Origin of the sequence: Pseudomonas sp. MYb327, from assembly GCF_040438925.1 — a bacterium.
GTDB lineage: Bacteria > Pseudomonadota > Gammaproteobacteria > Pseudomonadales > Pseudomonadaceae > Aquipseudomonas.
Genome location: NZ_CP159258.1, coordinates 1,743,473 through 1,758,064 on the forward strand (window position 1 = coordinate 1,743,473; position 14,592 = coordinate 1,758,064).

Below are 14,592 nucleotides of genomic sequence, written 5' to 3' on the forward strand. Positions count from 1 at the left end.
GCGTATATCCTTCACAACCGCTTCGCGCTTGATCGCTGGCAAGCCAGCGCCTACAGGTTCGCGCAATCGCTGTAGGCGTTGGCTTGCCAGCGATAGCGATCTTCTGATCATCACTGCATCTGCTGGAACACCCCATGCCCAACATTCTCCTGGTCGAAGACGACACCGCACTCGCCGAGCTGATCGCCAGCTACCTGGAACGCAACGGTTACTGTGTCAGCGTCATCAGCCGTGGCGACCAGGTTCGCGACAGGGCGCGGCTCAATCCGCCGGACCTGGTGATCCTCGACCTGATGCTGCCGGGACTTGATGGCCTGCAGGTCTGCCGCTTTCTGCGTGCCGATTCGGCGATGCTGCCGATCCTGATGCTCACCGCCCGCGACGACAGTCACGATCAGGTGCTGGGCCTGGAAATGGGCGCCGACGACTACGTCACCAAGCCCTGCGAACCACGGGTGCTGCTTGCCCGGGTGCGCACCCTGCTGCGACGCAGCAGCCTCAGCGAACCGCAGACCGCCAATGACCGCATCCTGATGGGCAACCTCTGCATCGACCTGTCGGAACGCACCGTGACCTGGCGCGATCACCCGGTGGAATTGTCCAGCGGCGAATACAACTTGCTGGTGGTATTGGCCCGGCATGCCGGCGAAGTGCTCAGCCGTGACCAGATTCTGCAACGCCTGCGCGGCATCGAATTCAACGGCACCGACCGCTCGGTGGACGTGGCGATCTCCAAGCTGCGACGCAAGTTCGACGACAACGCGGGCGAGGCGCGCAAGATCAAGACTGTGTGGGGCAAGGGTTACCTGTTCAGCCGTTCCGAGTGGGAATGCTGAAGCGATGTTCAGAATCCTCTTTCGCTTGTATGTGGTGACCATTGTTTCGTACAGCGCGGCGATCTATCTGGTGCCGGATCTGGTGGTCAGGGTCTTCCAGGAGCGCTTCGTCACCTACAACCTCGATTATTCCCGTGGCCTGCAAACCCTCATGGTCAAGCAGTTCAAGGCCGTTCCCGCCGAGCAATGGCCAGCTCTGGCCGCCGAAATGGACAAGGATTTTCATCCGCTGCACATCGTCCTCAGTAGCAACGACGCCGCTGATTTCTCCCAGGACGAGCAGCAACGATTGCAGCGTGGCGAGAACATCGTGCGCATCGGTGACTGGGGCTGGCGCACCCTGGCGGTGGCGCCGCTGAACGAGCGCACGGTGGTGCAAATGGTGGTTCCGCCAGACCCGATGGACGTCAACCTGTTGTACTGGAGTATCAACGTGCTGATTGGCGCGACCATGCTCGCGTGCCTGCTGCTGTGGCTTCGTCCGCACTGGCGCGACCTGGAGCGCCTCAAGCGTGCGGCTGAACGCTTCGGCAAGGGCAACCTGAGCGAGCGCACGCAAATCGCGGCCAGCTCCAACATCGGCAGCCTGGCCAATGTCTTCGACACCATGGCCGGCGACATCGAAAACCTGCTGAACCAACAGCGCGACCTGCTCAACGCGGTTTCCCATGAACTGCGCACACCGCTGACACGACTGGATTTCGGCCTGGCCCTCGCGCTCTCCGATGATTTGCCGGCCACCAGCCGCGAACGCCTGCAAGGGCTGGTCGATCACATCCGTGAACTCGATGAGCTGGTGCTGGAGTTGCTGTCTTACAGTCGCCTGCAAAACCCGGCACGGGTGCCGGAACGGGTCGAGGTGTCGCTGGATGAATTCATTGACAGCATTTTGGGCAGCGTCGATGAAGAGCAATCACCGGACATCGTCATCGACGTGTTGCTGCACGGCCAACTCGAACGCTTCAGCCTCGACCCGCGCCTGACCGCTCGTGCGTTGCAAAACCTGCTGCGCAACGCCATGCGGTACTGCGAGAAGCGCATTCAGATTGGCGTGCATGTTTGCGCGAAAGGTTGTGAGATCTGGGTCGATGATGACGGGATCGGTATTCCGGAAGGCGAGCGCGAGCGGATTTTCGAGCCGTTCTACAGGCTCGATCGAAGCCGGGATCGCTCGACCGGTGGTTTTGGTTTGGGGCTGGCGATCAGTCGCCGGGCCCTGGAAGCACAGGGCGGTACCTTGACGGTCGAAGCGTCGCCGTTGGGCGGCGCGCGGTTCCGGTTGTGGTTGCCGACACCCGTTTGACACCGCGCGCGCCTGTCAAACCTGACAGTAGCCACCCCTGGCAAATGGGCGTTTCATTGGCTCTACGCAGTCAGGCTGTCGCGCCACGTATTGGAGACTGGAGGCGAGTGATGGGAGCACCCCCAATAAAAAGAACGGGTATCGGTACGATCAACGCGATCAGGGAAGTCTGGATCGACGCAAGGTCGACCCAGTTTGCGATGGTCCTGCCTGATGGCGGACGTGCCACGATGGCCATACGGATCGGGCCCAATCTATCGACTGATGGCAATGAGTGGTTTCAGGTCGGCGATAAGGTGAAATACACCGTGCTGACGGGGTCGGCGGGAGAATTTCCAAGGGCACAGGATCTGATCAAATTCGCAGCCCGCAGAAACTCTGGCTGACCCGACCGCGATTCTGTGGCGAGCGAGCTTGCTCGCGCTGGGGCGCGAAGCGGCCCTCGGCGTTCTTTCAATCACATCGAGTTCACAGGGTTCACGACTGCTGAGCAGCCGAGCGGGAGCAAGCTCCCTCGCCACAGGGGTCGATTGATCAGGTGTTCAGGCGGCTGCGCAATGTTTTGGCCATGGCTTCCAACTCCGCCACCGGGTTATGCCCGATCAGCATCCAGGCATGCTGCATGTCCGCCCAATGGACAATGTTCATCCCGTGGCGACGTTCCCGGGCGAAATGCCGGCTACCGGTGTCGGAAAGCGTGATGCACAACGCCATCGGCCCGTGGACCGGATCGAGATAACTGATCTGGGCAATCGGCACGCCGTCGTATTCGAGGATTTGCGCGCGTTTGAATTCTGCCCGTGGCAGGGTCAGTTGCGCGGGCACCAGGTTCAGCCCCAGAAGTGCATCGATGGTACGCAGTTGCGACGTCTGAGCGGCTTCATCATTGGGCAGGTGATCGAGGGTTTGCGGCACGTAAAGCACCATGTAGTCGGCGACCAGTCCGCGCCAGTTGCTATCTTCCTGACTGGCTTGCCAACCCAGGAACAGACGGTCCGCCAGGACGCCACTCACCACCAGCCCGGCGGCGACCGCCAGGAATCCGCGTCGACTGAGCTGCGGACGGGCGGGCGAGGGCAGGGTGTCGAGCATGGCCTGCAGGCGATCCACTGGTGCCTGGCGACTCACATCCTTATAGGCTTCCTTGAATGGCAGGCTGCTGCGGTTCAGCCATTGCAGGCGCAGACCGAGCATCGGGTCTTCGGCAATGGCGGCGTCGATGCGCTGGCGCTGTTCGGTATCGAGCTGGTTATCGAGGTAGGCCACCAGTTGCTCATCCGAGAGTTTCGCGTTCATCGACGTTCTCCGGTGAAAGGGTTCGGTACAGCTTGCAGCGGCGGGTATTCGGCCAGTTTTACCCGGGCGGCTGCCAAGCGACTCATCACGGTGCCAATGGGCACTTGCAACACCTCGGCCACTTCGCGGTAGGACAGGCCTTCAACATAAGCCAGGAACACCGTTTCGCGCTGGGCTTCGGGCAACGCATCGACGCGACGTATGACCTGCGCCGCGAGGACGTGGGTTTGCGCTACCTGTTCACCATCGAACGACAAGACTTCCTCTCCATCTATGCTGCCCTGGCCGTGGCGTACCCGGCGTGCGCGCACTTCGTTGATCCAGATCGAATGCAGAATGCTCATCAGCCAGCGATCCATGCGCGTGCCCGCCACATACTGCCCGGCACGTTCCAGCGCCCGTACGCAGGTCGCCTGCACCAAGTCTTCAGCGACATGCCGTTGTCGAGACAACAGCAGGCCATAGCGCCATAAACACGCCAGGTGCTGACTTAGTTCTGTGCGTATTGCCTGATCGCTGGCGATAGGGACCTCCGTCCGCTCGGGATGTCAGGTTTTCGATGAGTCGTTAATGGCTTCGGCGAGGTCTTGATATTCCTCGCAAGCGTTGCCGCAAATCGATTCGATGCGCTGCAACTGCTCCTTCGCCAGGTCCAGTCGGCCCTTGATGACATAGGCCTCGCCCAGGTATTCGCGGACCTTCGCGTACTGCGGGTCGAGCTTGACCGATTGCAGGTAATAACCGATGCCTTCATCGGTGCGCCCCAGTTTACGCGTGGCGTAACCGCGATAGTTCAGCGCCTTGGCGGTATTGGGTTGCTGGAGTGTATCAAGCAAGGTCAGGGCTTCTTCATACCGCCCGTCCTTGGCCAATTGATAGGCGTAATCGGTCCGGTCGGCGTCCGGTACCCGTTTGCTGGTCTGCAACACACACTTGCGCGCCTTGGAGTCAAATACCTGGCCTTTGGGGCACTGGGGTTTGGCGGGGGTGTCTTCCTCGCCATTGGCCAGGGCCAGGGTGCTGGACAACGCGACGACGAGCGCCAGTGGCGCGGCGAAAATCGAGAGACGGCTAATCATGGGCGAAGCTCCACCGGTCATCAGGACTGGGACATTGAACGGGCCGAAGATGCGTTTATTGGTACCAGCGAAACAAGAACACTTCAGCGGCAGCAATTATTCGTTTGTTTTCGGCCATTCGTTACAAGGAAAGCTCAAATGGGCGGGTTGTGCCCACGGAACCTGCGTGACGCAGTTCGCGAGCGGGCTGGTTCGCCGTTGTGCCTGTAAACGATCAATGGGGGCATGAGCTATCATTGCGTCTTTCCCATTCAAAGATTTAGTGCCATGACTGCTGAAACAGACACTTTGCTCAATGCCCTGGAACACTGCGGTATGGTGGAAATCGACGGGCTGCACGCCTTCGAGTTCGCCCTCGATGTTGACGATAATTTGCACATCGAGTGCATGGACGGCCGCGCAGCGAAGCATTGGGAGTTCACACCGGCGCAGGTTCAGGCCGCGACGTTCGACACCACATTGCAAAGCTGGCTGATCACCGGTGAGTCAGGCGAACACCGTTTGGTGTGCCTCGGCGATGTCGTCAGTGGTGACAACGACGACGATGAGCAAGAGGATGCGTAACCTCTGGCCACTGCTGATTGCCGGCAGTATCGGCGCGATGGGCATTCAGTCCGCATCCGCCGACGACTATCAATTGCTCGTGGGTTCATACACCGCCGGCCAAAGCCAGGGCATCTATCGCCTGAACTTCGACAGCGCCACCGGCCAGATCAACGCCAACCCCCTGCAAGTGATCAACAGCGAAAACCCGTCCTGGCTGACCCTTTCCAAGGATCAGCGTCGGCTGTTTGTGGTCAACGAAAACGGTCCGGGGCAGGCCGACCCGGTAGGGCGCGTCAGCAGTTATGCGATCGATCCCAAGACCCATGAGCTGAGCCTGATCAACCAGGTGCAGAGCCTGGGTAACGAGCCGACCCATTCCAGCCTCAGCGCCGATGCCAGCCATTTGTTTGTCAGCAATTATTCGGTTTCCGAAGATCCCGGCGGCACACTCGCAGTGCTGCCGGTGGGCGCGGATGGCAGGCTCAAACCGGTGGTGCAGATGAGCAGCCATCCGGCCAGCCAGGTCAACCCCGAGCGGCAAATGTCGGCGCACGTGCATTCGACCATCCCGTCGCCGGACGGCAAGTACGTGTTCTCCAATGACTTGGGAGCGGATAAGGTTTTTGTCTACCGTTTCGATCCCAAGGCCAACCCGGACCTGCCATTGACCCCGGCCACACCGGCGTTCGTGCAGTTACCGCCGGGTAGCGGGCCGCGCCACCTGCAGTTCAGCGCGGATGGCAAGCACGCTTGGCTGACCATGGAAATGAGTGCACAAGTGGCGGTATTTGACTACCGCGATGGCAAGCTTGAGCAAACGCAGATGGTTGACCTTGCGGCTGGCCAGCCGGTTACCGACAAGGCGGCGGCTGCGCTGCACGCATCAGCGGATGGCAAGTTCCTTTACGTCAGCAACCGTGGCACCGCCAATCAGCTGCTGACATTTGCTATTGATCCGTCGACCGGACACCTCAAGGAGTTGCAGCGTCGCGCAGTGGAAGGTGATCATCCGCGGGAATTCAGCCTCGACCCCAGTGGCAAGTTCCTGTTGATCGCCAACCAGAAAAGCAACCAGATTGTCGTCGTCGAGCGCGATGCCAAGACCGGTCTGCTGGGCAAAACCGTGCAGAAACTGCCAATGGACGCGCCGAGCGATCTTAAGTTTCTACTGCGACAATAGACCGCAGGCCCCGGTTCATGGGGCCTGCAGCTTTCTATCAATGAGGCTGATATTTGGTAATGCTACAAAGCATTTCAAGGCCTCGTTCCTCGAGGGTTAAGTTTGCTTCACGGCCCAACCGGGCAAGCAAGCCAACTGACTCCGAGGAATACCCACATGAACTTCAATCTCTTCTCCGTAATCGCCGCTTCCGCCATCTCGGCCACCGTTGCCCTGCCTGCCAGTGCCAACGTTGAAGTCAGCGACAAAAAATCCCACACCCAGAGCTACACCCAGAAGTACCTGCAACAAAGCGCCAACTTCTACGCCGCGCTGGATCACAAAACCCAGCACTGAAATTTCATCCCTGCACGCCTTTATGCAGGAGCGAAGTCACTTGCTGATCGACTGCCAAACTGTCGAAGAGCACTGAAGTGATGTCGCTCCTGCATAACGCATTTACGACAGCATCATATTGATATCAAAGCATTGCTTGATATCACATTGCCTCGCGTTTAAATTTGACGCGGATTTATTGACTCCTTCTCAAGAAAAGGATCGACAATATGGCAATGCGTCTGGCAGTGGTTCTCCTGTTTCTATATTCCACCCCGATCTTGTCCGCTGCAGAGCCCATTACCGGCGAGCCTGAGGCTACCCGCGAGCGCTTGATGAGTTTTATCGAAGACTGAGATAGCGCGGCTTAATGATCAACGCTGCTGATAATTGCTATAGACGAGCGTTGTTGGTTATTGATGATTTTTTGAACGATTCTGTGGGCTCTGAAACATGCCCACGGAGTTCATCATGGCCCACACAATCATCACTTCTGCCAAACACGGCGCCTATGTGGCTATCGGTCTTTACCTGGTCATGGTGCTGGTTTTCAGCCTCTCGCCGCAGTCGCGGCAAACTGTCGAAGCGCCTATTCAAGTCGCACACCCTGGCATCCAGTTTGAACACCGCGCGCAAAACGCAATGGTTGATCGGGCTGAACTCGCAGGAGTCGGCGGAGCATGAACCGTTGCAAGCTTTTGCTCATCGCCTTCCTGGCATTCATCACCAATGGATTTTCTTTGCTGGGGATCGGGCAAGGTTCCATAGGCGGGGTGGCACGGGCGATCGAGGCCAACCACAACATCGCTCGCAACATCGAAACCGCCAAGGCGATGGGGATGCTGGCCGGCAACCCGCCAGTCGAACCTGAAAGGGTTTTTTTCGGGCCGTTCGAAGTGGACTGCTCCGTGATCGGGATGTGTGAAGTGTTGGCGTAATGCCTACTTCTGCATGACCGATGTGAACAGCGGCGACGCCAGGAATTGCTGCAACCAGGCTTGCAAACGCCGGTAGGGCGTCTGCGCGAACCACTCGCGATCGACATGAGCGAATTGCCGTATGAATGGCATCAGTGCCACATCGGCCAGGCTCGGATGGTCGGCCAGCAAGTAATCTCGTTCTTTCAGTAACTCATCGAGTTTGCGCAAGAACAGTTCGCCCTCGGCGCGATACACCTCCATGGGTTGCTCCGGATAGCGCTCGGCGTACTTGTAGCGGTTCAAATGCACTTTGAATACCTGATCGTTTTCTTCGATCAGCGCGGTAATTTGTGCTTGGCCTTGTGGATCCTCCTTGAACAACCAGTTCTGCGGATCACTCTGCGCCACGGCCCAGCGCATGATTTCCAGACTTTCGTCGATGACCACCCCATCGGCATTCAAAACCGGCACCGTGCCTTTGCTCGACAACGCGAGCATTTCGGCAGGTTTGGCCTTCAGGCTGACTTCGACGATGTCCACGGCAACTCCCGCGTAATGCAGGGCCATGCGCGCCCGCATGGCATACGGGCAGCGGCGGAAGGAATAAAGCGTGATCATTTCACCTCCAGCGTGCTCAGGCCGTTGCCCTGGCGACGGACCTGGATCTGCACCGGAATCCGTTCATGCATTTCCTGCACGTGGGAAATCACCGCGACCTTGCGACCCTGGGCCTGCAAGCCGTCGAGGGCGTCCATGGCCAGTTGCAGGGATTCGGGGTCGAGGCTGCCGAAGCCTTCGTCGATGAACAGCGATTCGATTTTCAGCGTGCTCGACGCCATCGACGCGAGCCCCAAGGCCAGCGCCAGCGATACTAGAAACGTCTCACCGCCAGACAACGAATGCACCGAGCGCAGCTCGTCGCCCATTTCGGTGTCCATCACCAGCAACCCCAACATGCTGCCGCCGCGTTTCAGGCGATAGCGTCGCACCAGTTGCCGTAACTGGACGTTGGCGTGGTGCACCAGCAGGTCGAGGTTGTAGGCCTGGGCAATCTTGCGGAAGGTGTCGCCGGTGGCCGAACCGATCAAGGCGTTCAGGCGCGCCCAGCGCTGGTACTCGGCATAGGCGTCGGCGATCTGTTGCGCCAAGGCCTGGTTGGCGTTCTGCCGGCGCTGGTCCTCGGCCTGCTCGGCACGCAGTTCAGCGCAGAGTTGCTCGCTGACGGTGAACTGGTTGTGCAACTCGGTGAGCGCGCTGGCGAGTTGCTCGTCATCCAGGTTGCCGTTGTGTTGCGCCTGATGATCGTGCAAACGCTTGTCGCGTTCCTGAACCAGCACGGTGGCCTGTTCGATGGCTTTTTCGCTGTGCTGCAAGTGTTGGCGCAGTTCGCTGACGTGGGCGTCGTCGACCCGCAGCAGGTCTTCGAGGCCGCCGTCATCCAGTTCCGGATGGCGGGAGCGCCAGTCGGCGATTTTGCCGGCGAGTTCGTGATTTTCGCTTTCCAGCGCTTGCAAACGCTCTTGCTTCGCCTTGAGCTCAGCGGCGATTCGTACGAGTTGTGTGAGCGTGTTTTGCAGTTCCGTGGTCGTCGTGGTTTCGGCGCTGCGCGCCTGTTCCACGGCCAGTTCCAGTTGCTGCTGCCACTGCTCGGCGCTGCTATGGGAACCGAGCAATTGTCCCAAGGTGTGCTGGCTTGCCTGCTGTTGCTCGGTCAGCGATTTGAACTGCTGCTCGGCGGCTTGCAGTTGCAGCAATCGGGTCTGCTGCCGATCCTGTTCCTTCTCCAGGTTTTGCTGGCGCTGTTGCTGTTCGGCCAGCTCTTCTTTTTGTTGATCGAGTTGCGCCAGGCGCTCAGCGATCTGCCGGTCCAGCTGCATGAAAGTCGCGGCTGCCTCGACACGCAGCGCTTGCAGGGTGTCGGCTGGCAGTAGGCTGGCGAACGCGCTGAGTTCTTCGTCCAGGCGTTGACGGTCGTTACTCAGTTCACGCTGTTGATTGTCCAGATGCTGGGCCGCTTGCTGGTGCGCGGTTTCGGCGTGGCGCAGTTGCTGGGTCAGGCGCGCGGCATCCTGTTGCAGGGTGAGCAGGGCGGTTTGCCGTTGTTCGTCCTGGCTGATGCTCTGGTTCAACTGACTGTTTTGCTGGCTCAGCCAGGCGCCGCGTTTGTCGGCGTCCTGATTGAGTAGCTGGGTGGACAACGGATGCGCTTCAAGGCTCGGCGCGAGCGCTTGCTGCTGAGTCGCCAGTTGCTCCTGCTGTTGCAGCAGTTCCTTTTGCTGGGCGATCAGCCCGCCCACTTCCGCGCGCAGCTCGGTCAGCTTTTCCTTGAGTAGATCGACCGCTTTTTGCGCTGTGGCCTGTTCGTTTTCATCGTGACGACCAAGGCTCTGCAACAGGGCTTCAGGCTGGTGATAAGGATGCTCGTTGCTGCCGCAGACCGGGCAGGGTTGCTCATCCTGCAGTTGCGCACGCAGTTCTTCGACACTGGTGCTGCGGGCCAGACGCTGGCGCTCCAGCAATTCGCGGGTGACGGTCAGGGTTTGCTCAGCGACGACCAGCTCAGCCTTGGTTTTTACCCCGTCCTGCGTCAGGCGCTCACGTTCCTGTTGCGCGGCGACCTGGCGTTGCTGCAACTCGGCGCCGCGCTTGTCCAGCTCCTGCTGGCTGTCCCACAACCGCGTCAGGTCCTCAATGGCGCGCAGCTGCTTGCGGTTGTCCTGCAACAGGCTGCCGAGAATGCCTATCTGTTCGGCGACGGCGTCCGGTTCGGCGCCGGCCTCTTTGAACAGAACCTCCAGTTGCTGCTTCTGCGCCGTGAACGCTTCAGCGCTTCGCGTGGCGTTTTGCTCCAGGCTCGCCAGTTCGGCCTGCCCCCTGTTCAGGCGATTGCCGATCAACATCAACTGTTGCAGGCGATCACGATAGGCATTCCAGGCATCGCTCAACGGCGCCAGATGAGCGCTTTGTTCCAGCCCGGTCGCCATGCGCTGCAAATGTTCGGCAGCCCGGGCCTGTTGCTCTTGCAATGTCTGGATCGCGCTTTGGCCCTGGGTGCATGCCTGTTCGGCGTTGTATCGGGTTTCGGCGCTGAGGGCTGCGTCCTTGGCCAGGCGGGCGAGGGTGCTTTGTTCCTCGAAGGCCTGACGCAACAACGGCGCGCATCCGCTTTGCCGTTGTTGCGCTTCGCTCAAGGCGATCCGGGTGGCGCCGAGCTGTTGTTCCAGTTGTGCCTGACGCTCGCTGAGTTCGCCATGCTGCCGGGTATGTTGGGCAATTTGCGCTGCCAGGGGCGTAAGTAGCGAATCGACCTCGGCCTTGCGGGCGAACTGGTGGCGTTGCGGGGCGAGGTGTTCGAGGCGTGTCAGCTTCAAGCGCTCGCCGGCCAGGCCTTCCCAGGTTTGACGGGCGCTGTGCAATTGTTCGGCCGCGGCCAGTTGCGCGTCGTGCAAACGGCGCAGTTCTTTCAGCCAGGCGTCCTGAAGCTCGAGTTGCTTGAGTTGCGCCTGTTGTAACTTCTGCTGTTGTTGCGCGGCGTTGAAGCGTTCGTCGAGTTCGGCACGGGCTTCAGGCGACAGCGGCGTGACGCCTGTGGCCTGATCCTGCAACAGCTTGTGGGCTTCGCGGGCTTCTTTGGTCTTGTCGAACGCCCGACGACCCAGCCGGGTGTACAGCGCGGTATCGGTAAGTTTTTCCAGCAGTTCGCTGCGGTCGTTGTCGTCCGCCTTGAGGAATGCGCTGAACTCGCTTTGCGCCAGCAGAACGGCGCGGGTGAACTGCTCGAAGTTCAAGCCCAATGCCGCTTCGAGTTGAGTCTTGTATTCGCCTTTCTGACTGGCCAGCAGTTGATCCTGATCGATGTCGCGCAGGCTCTGACGGCTGGCTTGCAGTTTGCCACTGGCCTTTTCCCGGGCGCGATTGGCTTCCCAGCGTGCGCGGTAACGGCGGCCATCGACGCCGACGAAATCCACTTCGGCATAGCCTTCACCGGTACCGCGACGCAGCAGGGTGCGTGGGTCGCCGGTGCCGATTTCGCCATCGGCGTCTGGCACCTTGGCGTCGCGACCGGTGTTGTTCAGGCGCGGCACGGCGCCAAACAGCGCCAGGCACAGGGCATCGAGCAATGTGCTTTTGCCTGCGCCGGTCGGACCGGTAATGGCAAACAATCCGGCGCTGGCCAAGGGTTCGGCGGTGAAGTCGATTTCAAACGGGCCGGCCAGGGAGGCGAGGTTCTTCAGGCGGATCGCGAGGATTTTCATGGTTGCTCGGTCTCCATCTGCACGTCCTGTAACAGCTCGGCAAAGTCCTTCAGGGTTTGCTCGTCGACCTCGCTGCCGTAGTTGTCCTGCCAGGCGCGGCTGAACAGTTCCTGGGGCGTGAGCTGGTCGAGTTCGATCAACACGGCACCGTCATCGGTGCCTTCACGACCGCCGCTGCCGGCGTATTCCGCCGCAATGCGCACCAGTCGCACAGCCTTGCCTGCCAGGGCGGTTTCCACTTGATGGCGCAAATCGGGCTGCGGCTCGTCGAGGCGCACCCGCACTTCCAGCCAAGGTTGGCGCTGATAGTCGGCCAGCAGGTCGATGTTCGGCAGGTCGGCCAGTTGCAGCAGGATCTCCGCCAATGGCGCGGGGCCGATGCGTTGCAGGTTGACTGCGCGGGGAATCAGTTTTGGTTCGACGCTGACCAGGGTTTCGCCGTCGAGGGTGATGTCGAGAATCTGGTGCTGATAGCCGATCTCGGAGAACGACAACGGAATCGGCGAACCGCTGTAGCGAATGCGATCCTCGCCGTTGACCTTCTGTGGCTTGTGCAAATGACCCAGTGCGACGTAGCTGATCGTCGGCCCGAACAGACTGGCAGGCAGCGCTTCGGCGTTGCCGATGATCAGGCTGCGCTCGGAGTCTTCCGACACCGAACCCCCGGCCATGTGCGCATGGCTGATGGCGATCAGCGCTTGGCCTGGTTGGCGCTTGGCATTGGCCGCTTCGATCAGCCATTCGTGAACCTGGCCGATGCCGCGCAGATAGTTGTCGCCCAAATGCGCGCCGGTCACTTCCGCCGGGCGCAAGAATGGCAGCGCCAGGCACCACGCGGCAACGTCGCCTTGGGCATCGGGCAGTGGCAGCAACAGACGTTCGGCGTCCAGTTGCCCGTCATCCAGCCACAGCACCCGGCCCAGCGCATGGGTGCGCAAACGGCGCATCAAGGGGGCAGGCAGTTCGATCCGCGAGCCGGAATCATGGTTGCCGGCAATCATCACGATGGTCAGCAATGGCTGCTGTTCGTGGGCACTGACGATGAAATCGTAGAGGCGTTCCTGAGCTTTGACCGGCGGGTTGACCGTGTCGAAGATGTCGCCGGCGATCAGCAGTACATCAGGCTGATCCAGTTTGAGCTGACGTAACAGCCAGTCGAGGAAGCAGCCGTGCTCGAAATCGCGATCCTGGCCGTGCAGGTTCTGCCCGAGGTGCCAGTCGGAGGTGTGAAACAGACGCAAGGGCAACTCCGTTGGGAAAAGTGCGGCCGCGTGGAAAAGGAGGCGGCGAAAGGGGAGAGAGTTTACTGGCAAATGCTCAGGGTTGCTGAGGGGCTTGTTGCAGATAGCGCAAGTGGATAACCGACGAACGACTCACTGACTGTCATTTATGACAGTATTCAAGGCGCGGGACTGGGCATTTAATGACTTTAGAGGGTACGGATCCCCCTGTAGCGATTAAACAAACCTGGAGAACCAACATGTCACAGCGTAATCCGAACACCATCAGCCGGAGCAGCACACCGCGTCACGGTCATGTCTTTTCTCCCGCTTCCCGAGCCTATTTTGCCTGGCAGGATGGCGACCTCGATGAAGGGGCGCTGAACCAGCGGGAAGCCGGGAAATTTTTCCCTGAGACCAGCGGCGGCTTGAAGGATCCTTTTGCCGCCGACGATGTGCTCAGCGCCGAGCCTCCGCCGGATGGGAAGATTGCAAGCGCAGGCCAGCTGACCGGTGCATTTCTGGATCAACCCGGTGACCACTGGAAAAAACACGAAGTGCTTGGGGGCGAATCATTACCCGTCTCATGGAATTTCACGGCAAACCACCCCGCCAGGCGCTGGGACTATTTCATCACCGAAGCGGATTGGGACTCCAGCAAGCCCCTTGCACGCAATCAGTTCGGCGCAAAGCCGTTTTATACGGTGCAAAACAACTTGCAACCCTTCTGGCAATATCCGAATGAATTAAAACCACGTTCCCCCACCACGCATGAAGTGCCGCTGCCCAACCGCGAGGGTTATCACGTGTTGCTGGCGGCATATGTCGTTGCCGACACCGGGATGGCTTTCTATCAAGTGGTTGATCTGAATTTCGCTCCGCCCGACGGGGGAGGCGAGCGTCCTGAGACGCCGACTGGGCTGACGGCCAGCAATGTTACAGACAAGCAGGTAATGCTGACATGGAACGAGGCAAGCGGCTCACATCCTATTGCGTTCTACCGAATGACGCGTAACGGGATCACCACGGTCGATATTGACGCACCACTGATGACCTGGATCGACCATGCCGTGACCCCCGGTACCCTCTACAACTACTTCATTAGCGCAGTCGACGAACTCGGCAATGTTTCACGGCCAAGCCCGGCCATTGAGGCGCGCACATTGCCGGAGAACGGCGCCCCCGGCGCTCCGTCGAATCTGCATAGCATGCGTCAGACGGAGACAAGTATCAGCCTGATGTGGGCGGCGTCTTCTGGTCCGCAGCCGATCAGCCACTATCTGATTTTTCGCAATGATCAGGAGGTGCAACGCGTAGGCGCCGATGTGAGTTCGTTTGAAGATACGGACCTGACACCGAACAGCGAATACAGTTACTTCGTAAAAGCCCTCGATTCGAGCGGCAAGTTGTCGGTATCCAGCAATGTCCTGACGGTCAAAACCCATGGAGGCGCAGGCGAGTATCCGGTGTGGAAGCTGGGCACTCAATATGCAAAAAATGATGTGGTGAAGCATGCAGGACAGAACTGGGCCTGCCTTCAGGCGCATACCTCCTATGTGGAAGAATGGGCACCTGGGGTGGGCGACAATGTGCTTTGGAAAGAACACGTCTGAGGCTGTTGGCCGGTTCATTATGAAATAG

15 protein-coding genes are annotated in these 14,592 nt (G+C 59.7%); 9 read left to right on the forward strand and 6 right to left on the reverse strand.

The features are described 5' to 3' along the window. The first annotated feature begins 134 nt into the window (after positions 1 to 134). Together ABVN21_RS07900 and ABVN21_RS07905 are read left to right on the forward strand one after the other, a co-directional pair. Positions 135 to 836: a response regulator transcription factor gene (locus ABVN21_RS07900; protein WP_339555847.1), complete on the forward strand. Its 702-nt coding sequence runs from the start codon at positions 135 to 137 to the stop codon at positions 834 to 836. 4 nt (positions 837 to 840) lie between these two features. Continuing rightward, positions 841 to 2,139: an ATP-binding protein gene (locus ABVN21_RS07905; RefSeq protein WP_339555846.1), complete on the forward strand. Its 1,299-nt coding sequence runs from the start codon at positions 841 to 843 to the stop codon at positions 2,137 to 2,139. A gap of 534 nt (positions 2,140 to 2,673) precedes the next feature. Here ABVN21_RS07905 and ABVN21_RS07910 read toward each other — a convergent pair. From ABVN21_RS07910 to ABVN21_RS07920, 3 genes are all read right to left on the reverse strand, one after another. Next, on the reverse strand, positions 2,674 to 3,435 hold the full coding sequence (locus ABVN21_RS07910) for a transcriptional regulator (RefSeq protein WP_339555845.1): 762 nt from the start codon (positions 3,433 to 3,435) through the stop codon (positions 2,674 to 2,676). After that, on the reverse strand, positions 3,432 to 3,917 hold the full coding sequence (locus ABVN21_RS07915) for a sigma-70 family RNA polymerase sigma factor (RefSeq protein WP_080757846.1): 486 nt from the start codon (positions 3,915 to 3,917) through the stop codon (positions 3,432 to 3,434). Before ABVN21_RS07915 ends, ABVN21_RS07910 begins: the two co-directional genes overlap by 4 nt. Before the next feature lie 66 nt (positions 3,918 to 3,983). Then, the gene (locus ABVN21_RS07920) at positions 3,984 to 4,514 is read right to left on the reverse strand and encodes a tetratricopeptide repeat protein (protein WP_339555844.1); all 531 of its coding nucleotides are present in this window, start codon (positions 4,512 to 4,514) and stop codon (positions 3,984 to 3,986) included. Between the two features lie 225 nt (positions 4,515 to 4,739). On the opposite strand from ABVN21_RS07920, the gene ABVN21_RS07925 reads away from it, so the two are divergent. The 6 genes from ABVN21_RS07925 (at position 4,740) to ABVN21_RS07950 (ending at position 7,493) form a co-directional block, all read left to right on the forward strand. Continuing rightward, complete coding sequence (locus ABVN21_RS07925) at positions 4,740 to 5,078, forward strand: DUF5629 family protein (protein WP_339555843.1); 339 nt, start codon at positions 4,740 to 4,742, stop codon at positions 5,076 to 5,078. Further along, a complete protein-coding gene (locus ABVN21_RS07930; RefSeq protein WP_339555842.1) occupies positions 5,071 to 6,240 on the forward strand; it encodes a lactonase family protein in 1,170 nt (389 codons plus the stop codon). Before ABVN21_RS07925 ends, ABVN21_RS07930 begins: the two co-directional genes overlap by 8 nt. Positions 6,241 to 6,396: 156 nt before the next feature. Then, the gene (locus ABVN21_RS07935; protein ID WP_339555841.1) at positions 6,397 to 6,576 is read left to right on the forward strand and encodes a hypothetical protein; all 180 of its coding nucleotides are present in this window, start codon (positions 6,397 to 6,399) and stop codon (positions 6,574 to 6,576) included. A 209-nt stretch (positions 6,577 to 6,785) separates the two neighbouring features. Continuing rightward, the gene (locus tag ABVN21_RS07940) at positions 6,786 to 6,911 is read left to right on the forward strand and encodes a hypothetical protein (RefSeq protein ID WP_339555840.1); all 126 of its coding nucleotides are present in this window, start codon (positions 6,786 to 6,788) and stop codon (positions 6,909 to 6,911) included. 115 nt (positions 6,912 to 7,026) lie between these two features. Then, the gene (locus ABVN21_RS07945) at positions 7,027 to 7,239 is read left to right on the forward strand and encodes a hypothetical protein (RefSeq protein ID WP_339555839.1); all 213 of its coding nucleotides are present in this window, start codon (positions 7,027 to 7,029) and stop codon (positions 7,237 to 7,239) included. Continuing rightward, positions 7,236 to 7,493: a hypothetical protein gene (locus tag ABVN21_RS07950; RefSeq protein ID WP_339555838.1), complete on the forward strand. Its 258-nt coding sequence runs from the start codon at positions 7,236 to 7,238 to the stop codon at positions 7,491 to 7,493. Before ABVN21_RS07945 ends, ABVN21_RS07950 begins: the two co-directional genes overlap by 4 nt. A gap of 3 nt (positions 7,494 to 7,496) precedes the next feature. Here ABVN21_RS07950 and ABVN21_RS07955 read toward each other — a convergent pair whose 3' ends face one another. From ABVN21_RS07955 to ABVN21_RS07965, 3 genes are read right to left on the reverse strand one after another with little or no spacing between them, the layout of a single operon-like run. Continuing rightward, on the reverse strand, positions 7,497 to 8,093 hold the full coding sequence (locus ABVN21_RS07955) for a glutathione S-transferase (protein ID WP_339555837.1): 597 nt from the start codon (positions 8,091 to 8,093) through the stop codon (positions 7,497 to 7,499). After that, entirely contained in the window at positions 8,090 to 11,731 is a 3,642-nt protein-coding gene (locus ABVN21_RS07960) for an AAA family ATPase (protein WP_339555836.1), read from the reverse strand. The genes ABVN21_RS07955 and ABVN21_RS07960 overlap by 4 nt, the downstream gene beginning before the upstream one ends. Then, the gene (locus ABVN21_RS07965) at positions 11,728 to 12,972 is read right to left on the reverse strand and encodes an exonuclease SbcCD subunit D C-terminal domain-containing protein (protein WP_339555835.1); all 1,245 of its coding nucleotides are present in this window, start codon (positions 12,970 to 12,972) and stop codon (positions 11,728 to 11,730) included. The genes ABVN21_RS07960 and ABVN21_RS07965 overlap by 4 nt, the downstream gene beginning before the upstream one ends. Positions 12,973 to 13,211: 239 nt before the next feature. On the opposite strand from ABVN21_RS07965, the gene ABVN21_RS07970 reads away from it, so the two are divergent. Next, the gene (locus tag ABVN21_RS07970; RefSeq protein WP_339555834.1) at positions 13,212 to 14,564 is read left to right on the forward strand and encodes a lytic polysaccharide monooxygenase; all 1,353 of its coding nucleotides are present in this window, start codon (positions 13,212 to 13,214) and stop codon (positions 14,562 to 14,564) included. The last annotated feature ends 28 nt before the right edge of the window (positions 14,565 to 14,592 follow it).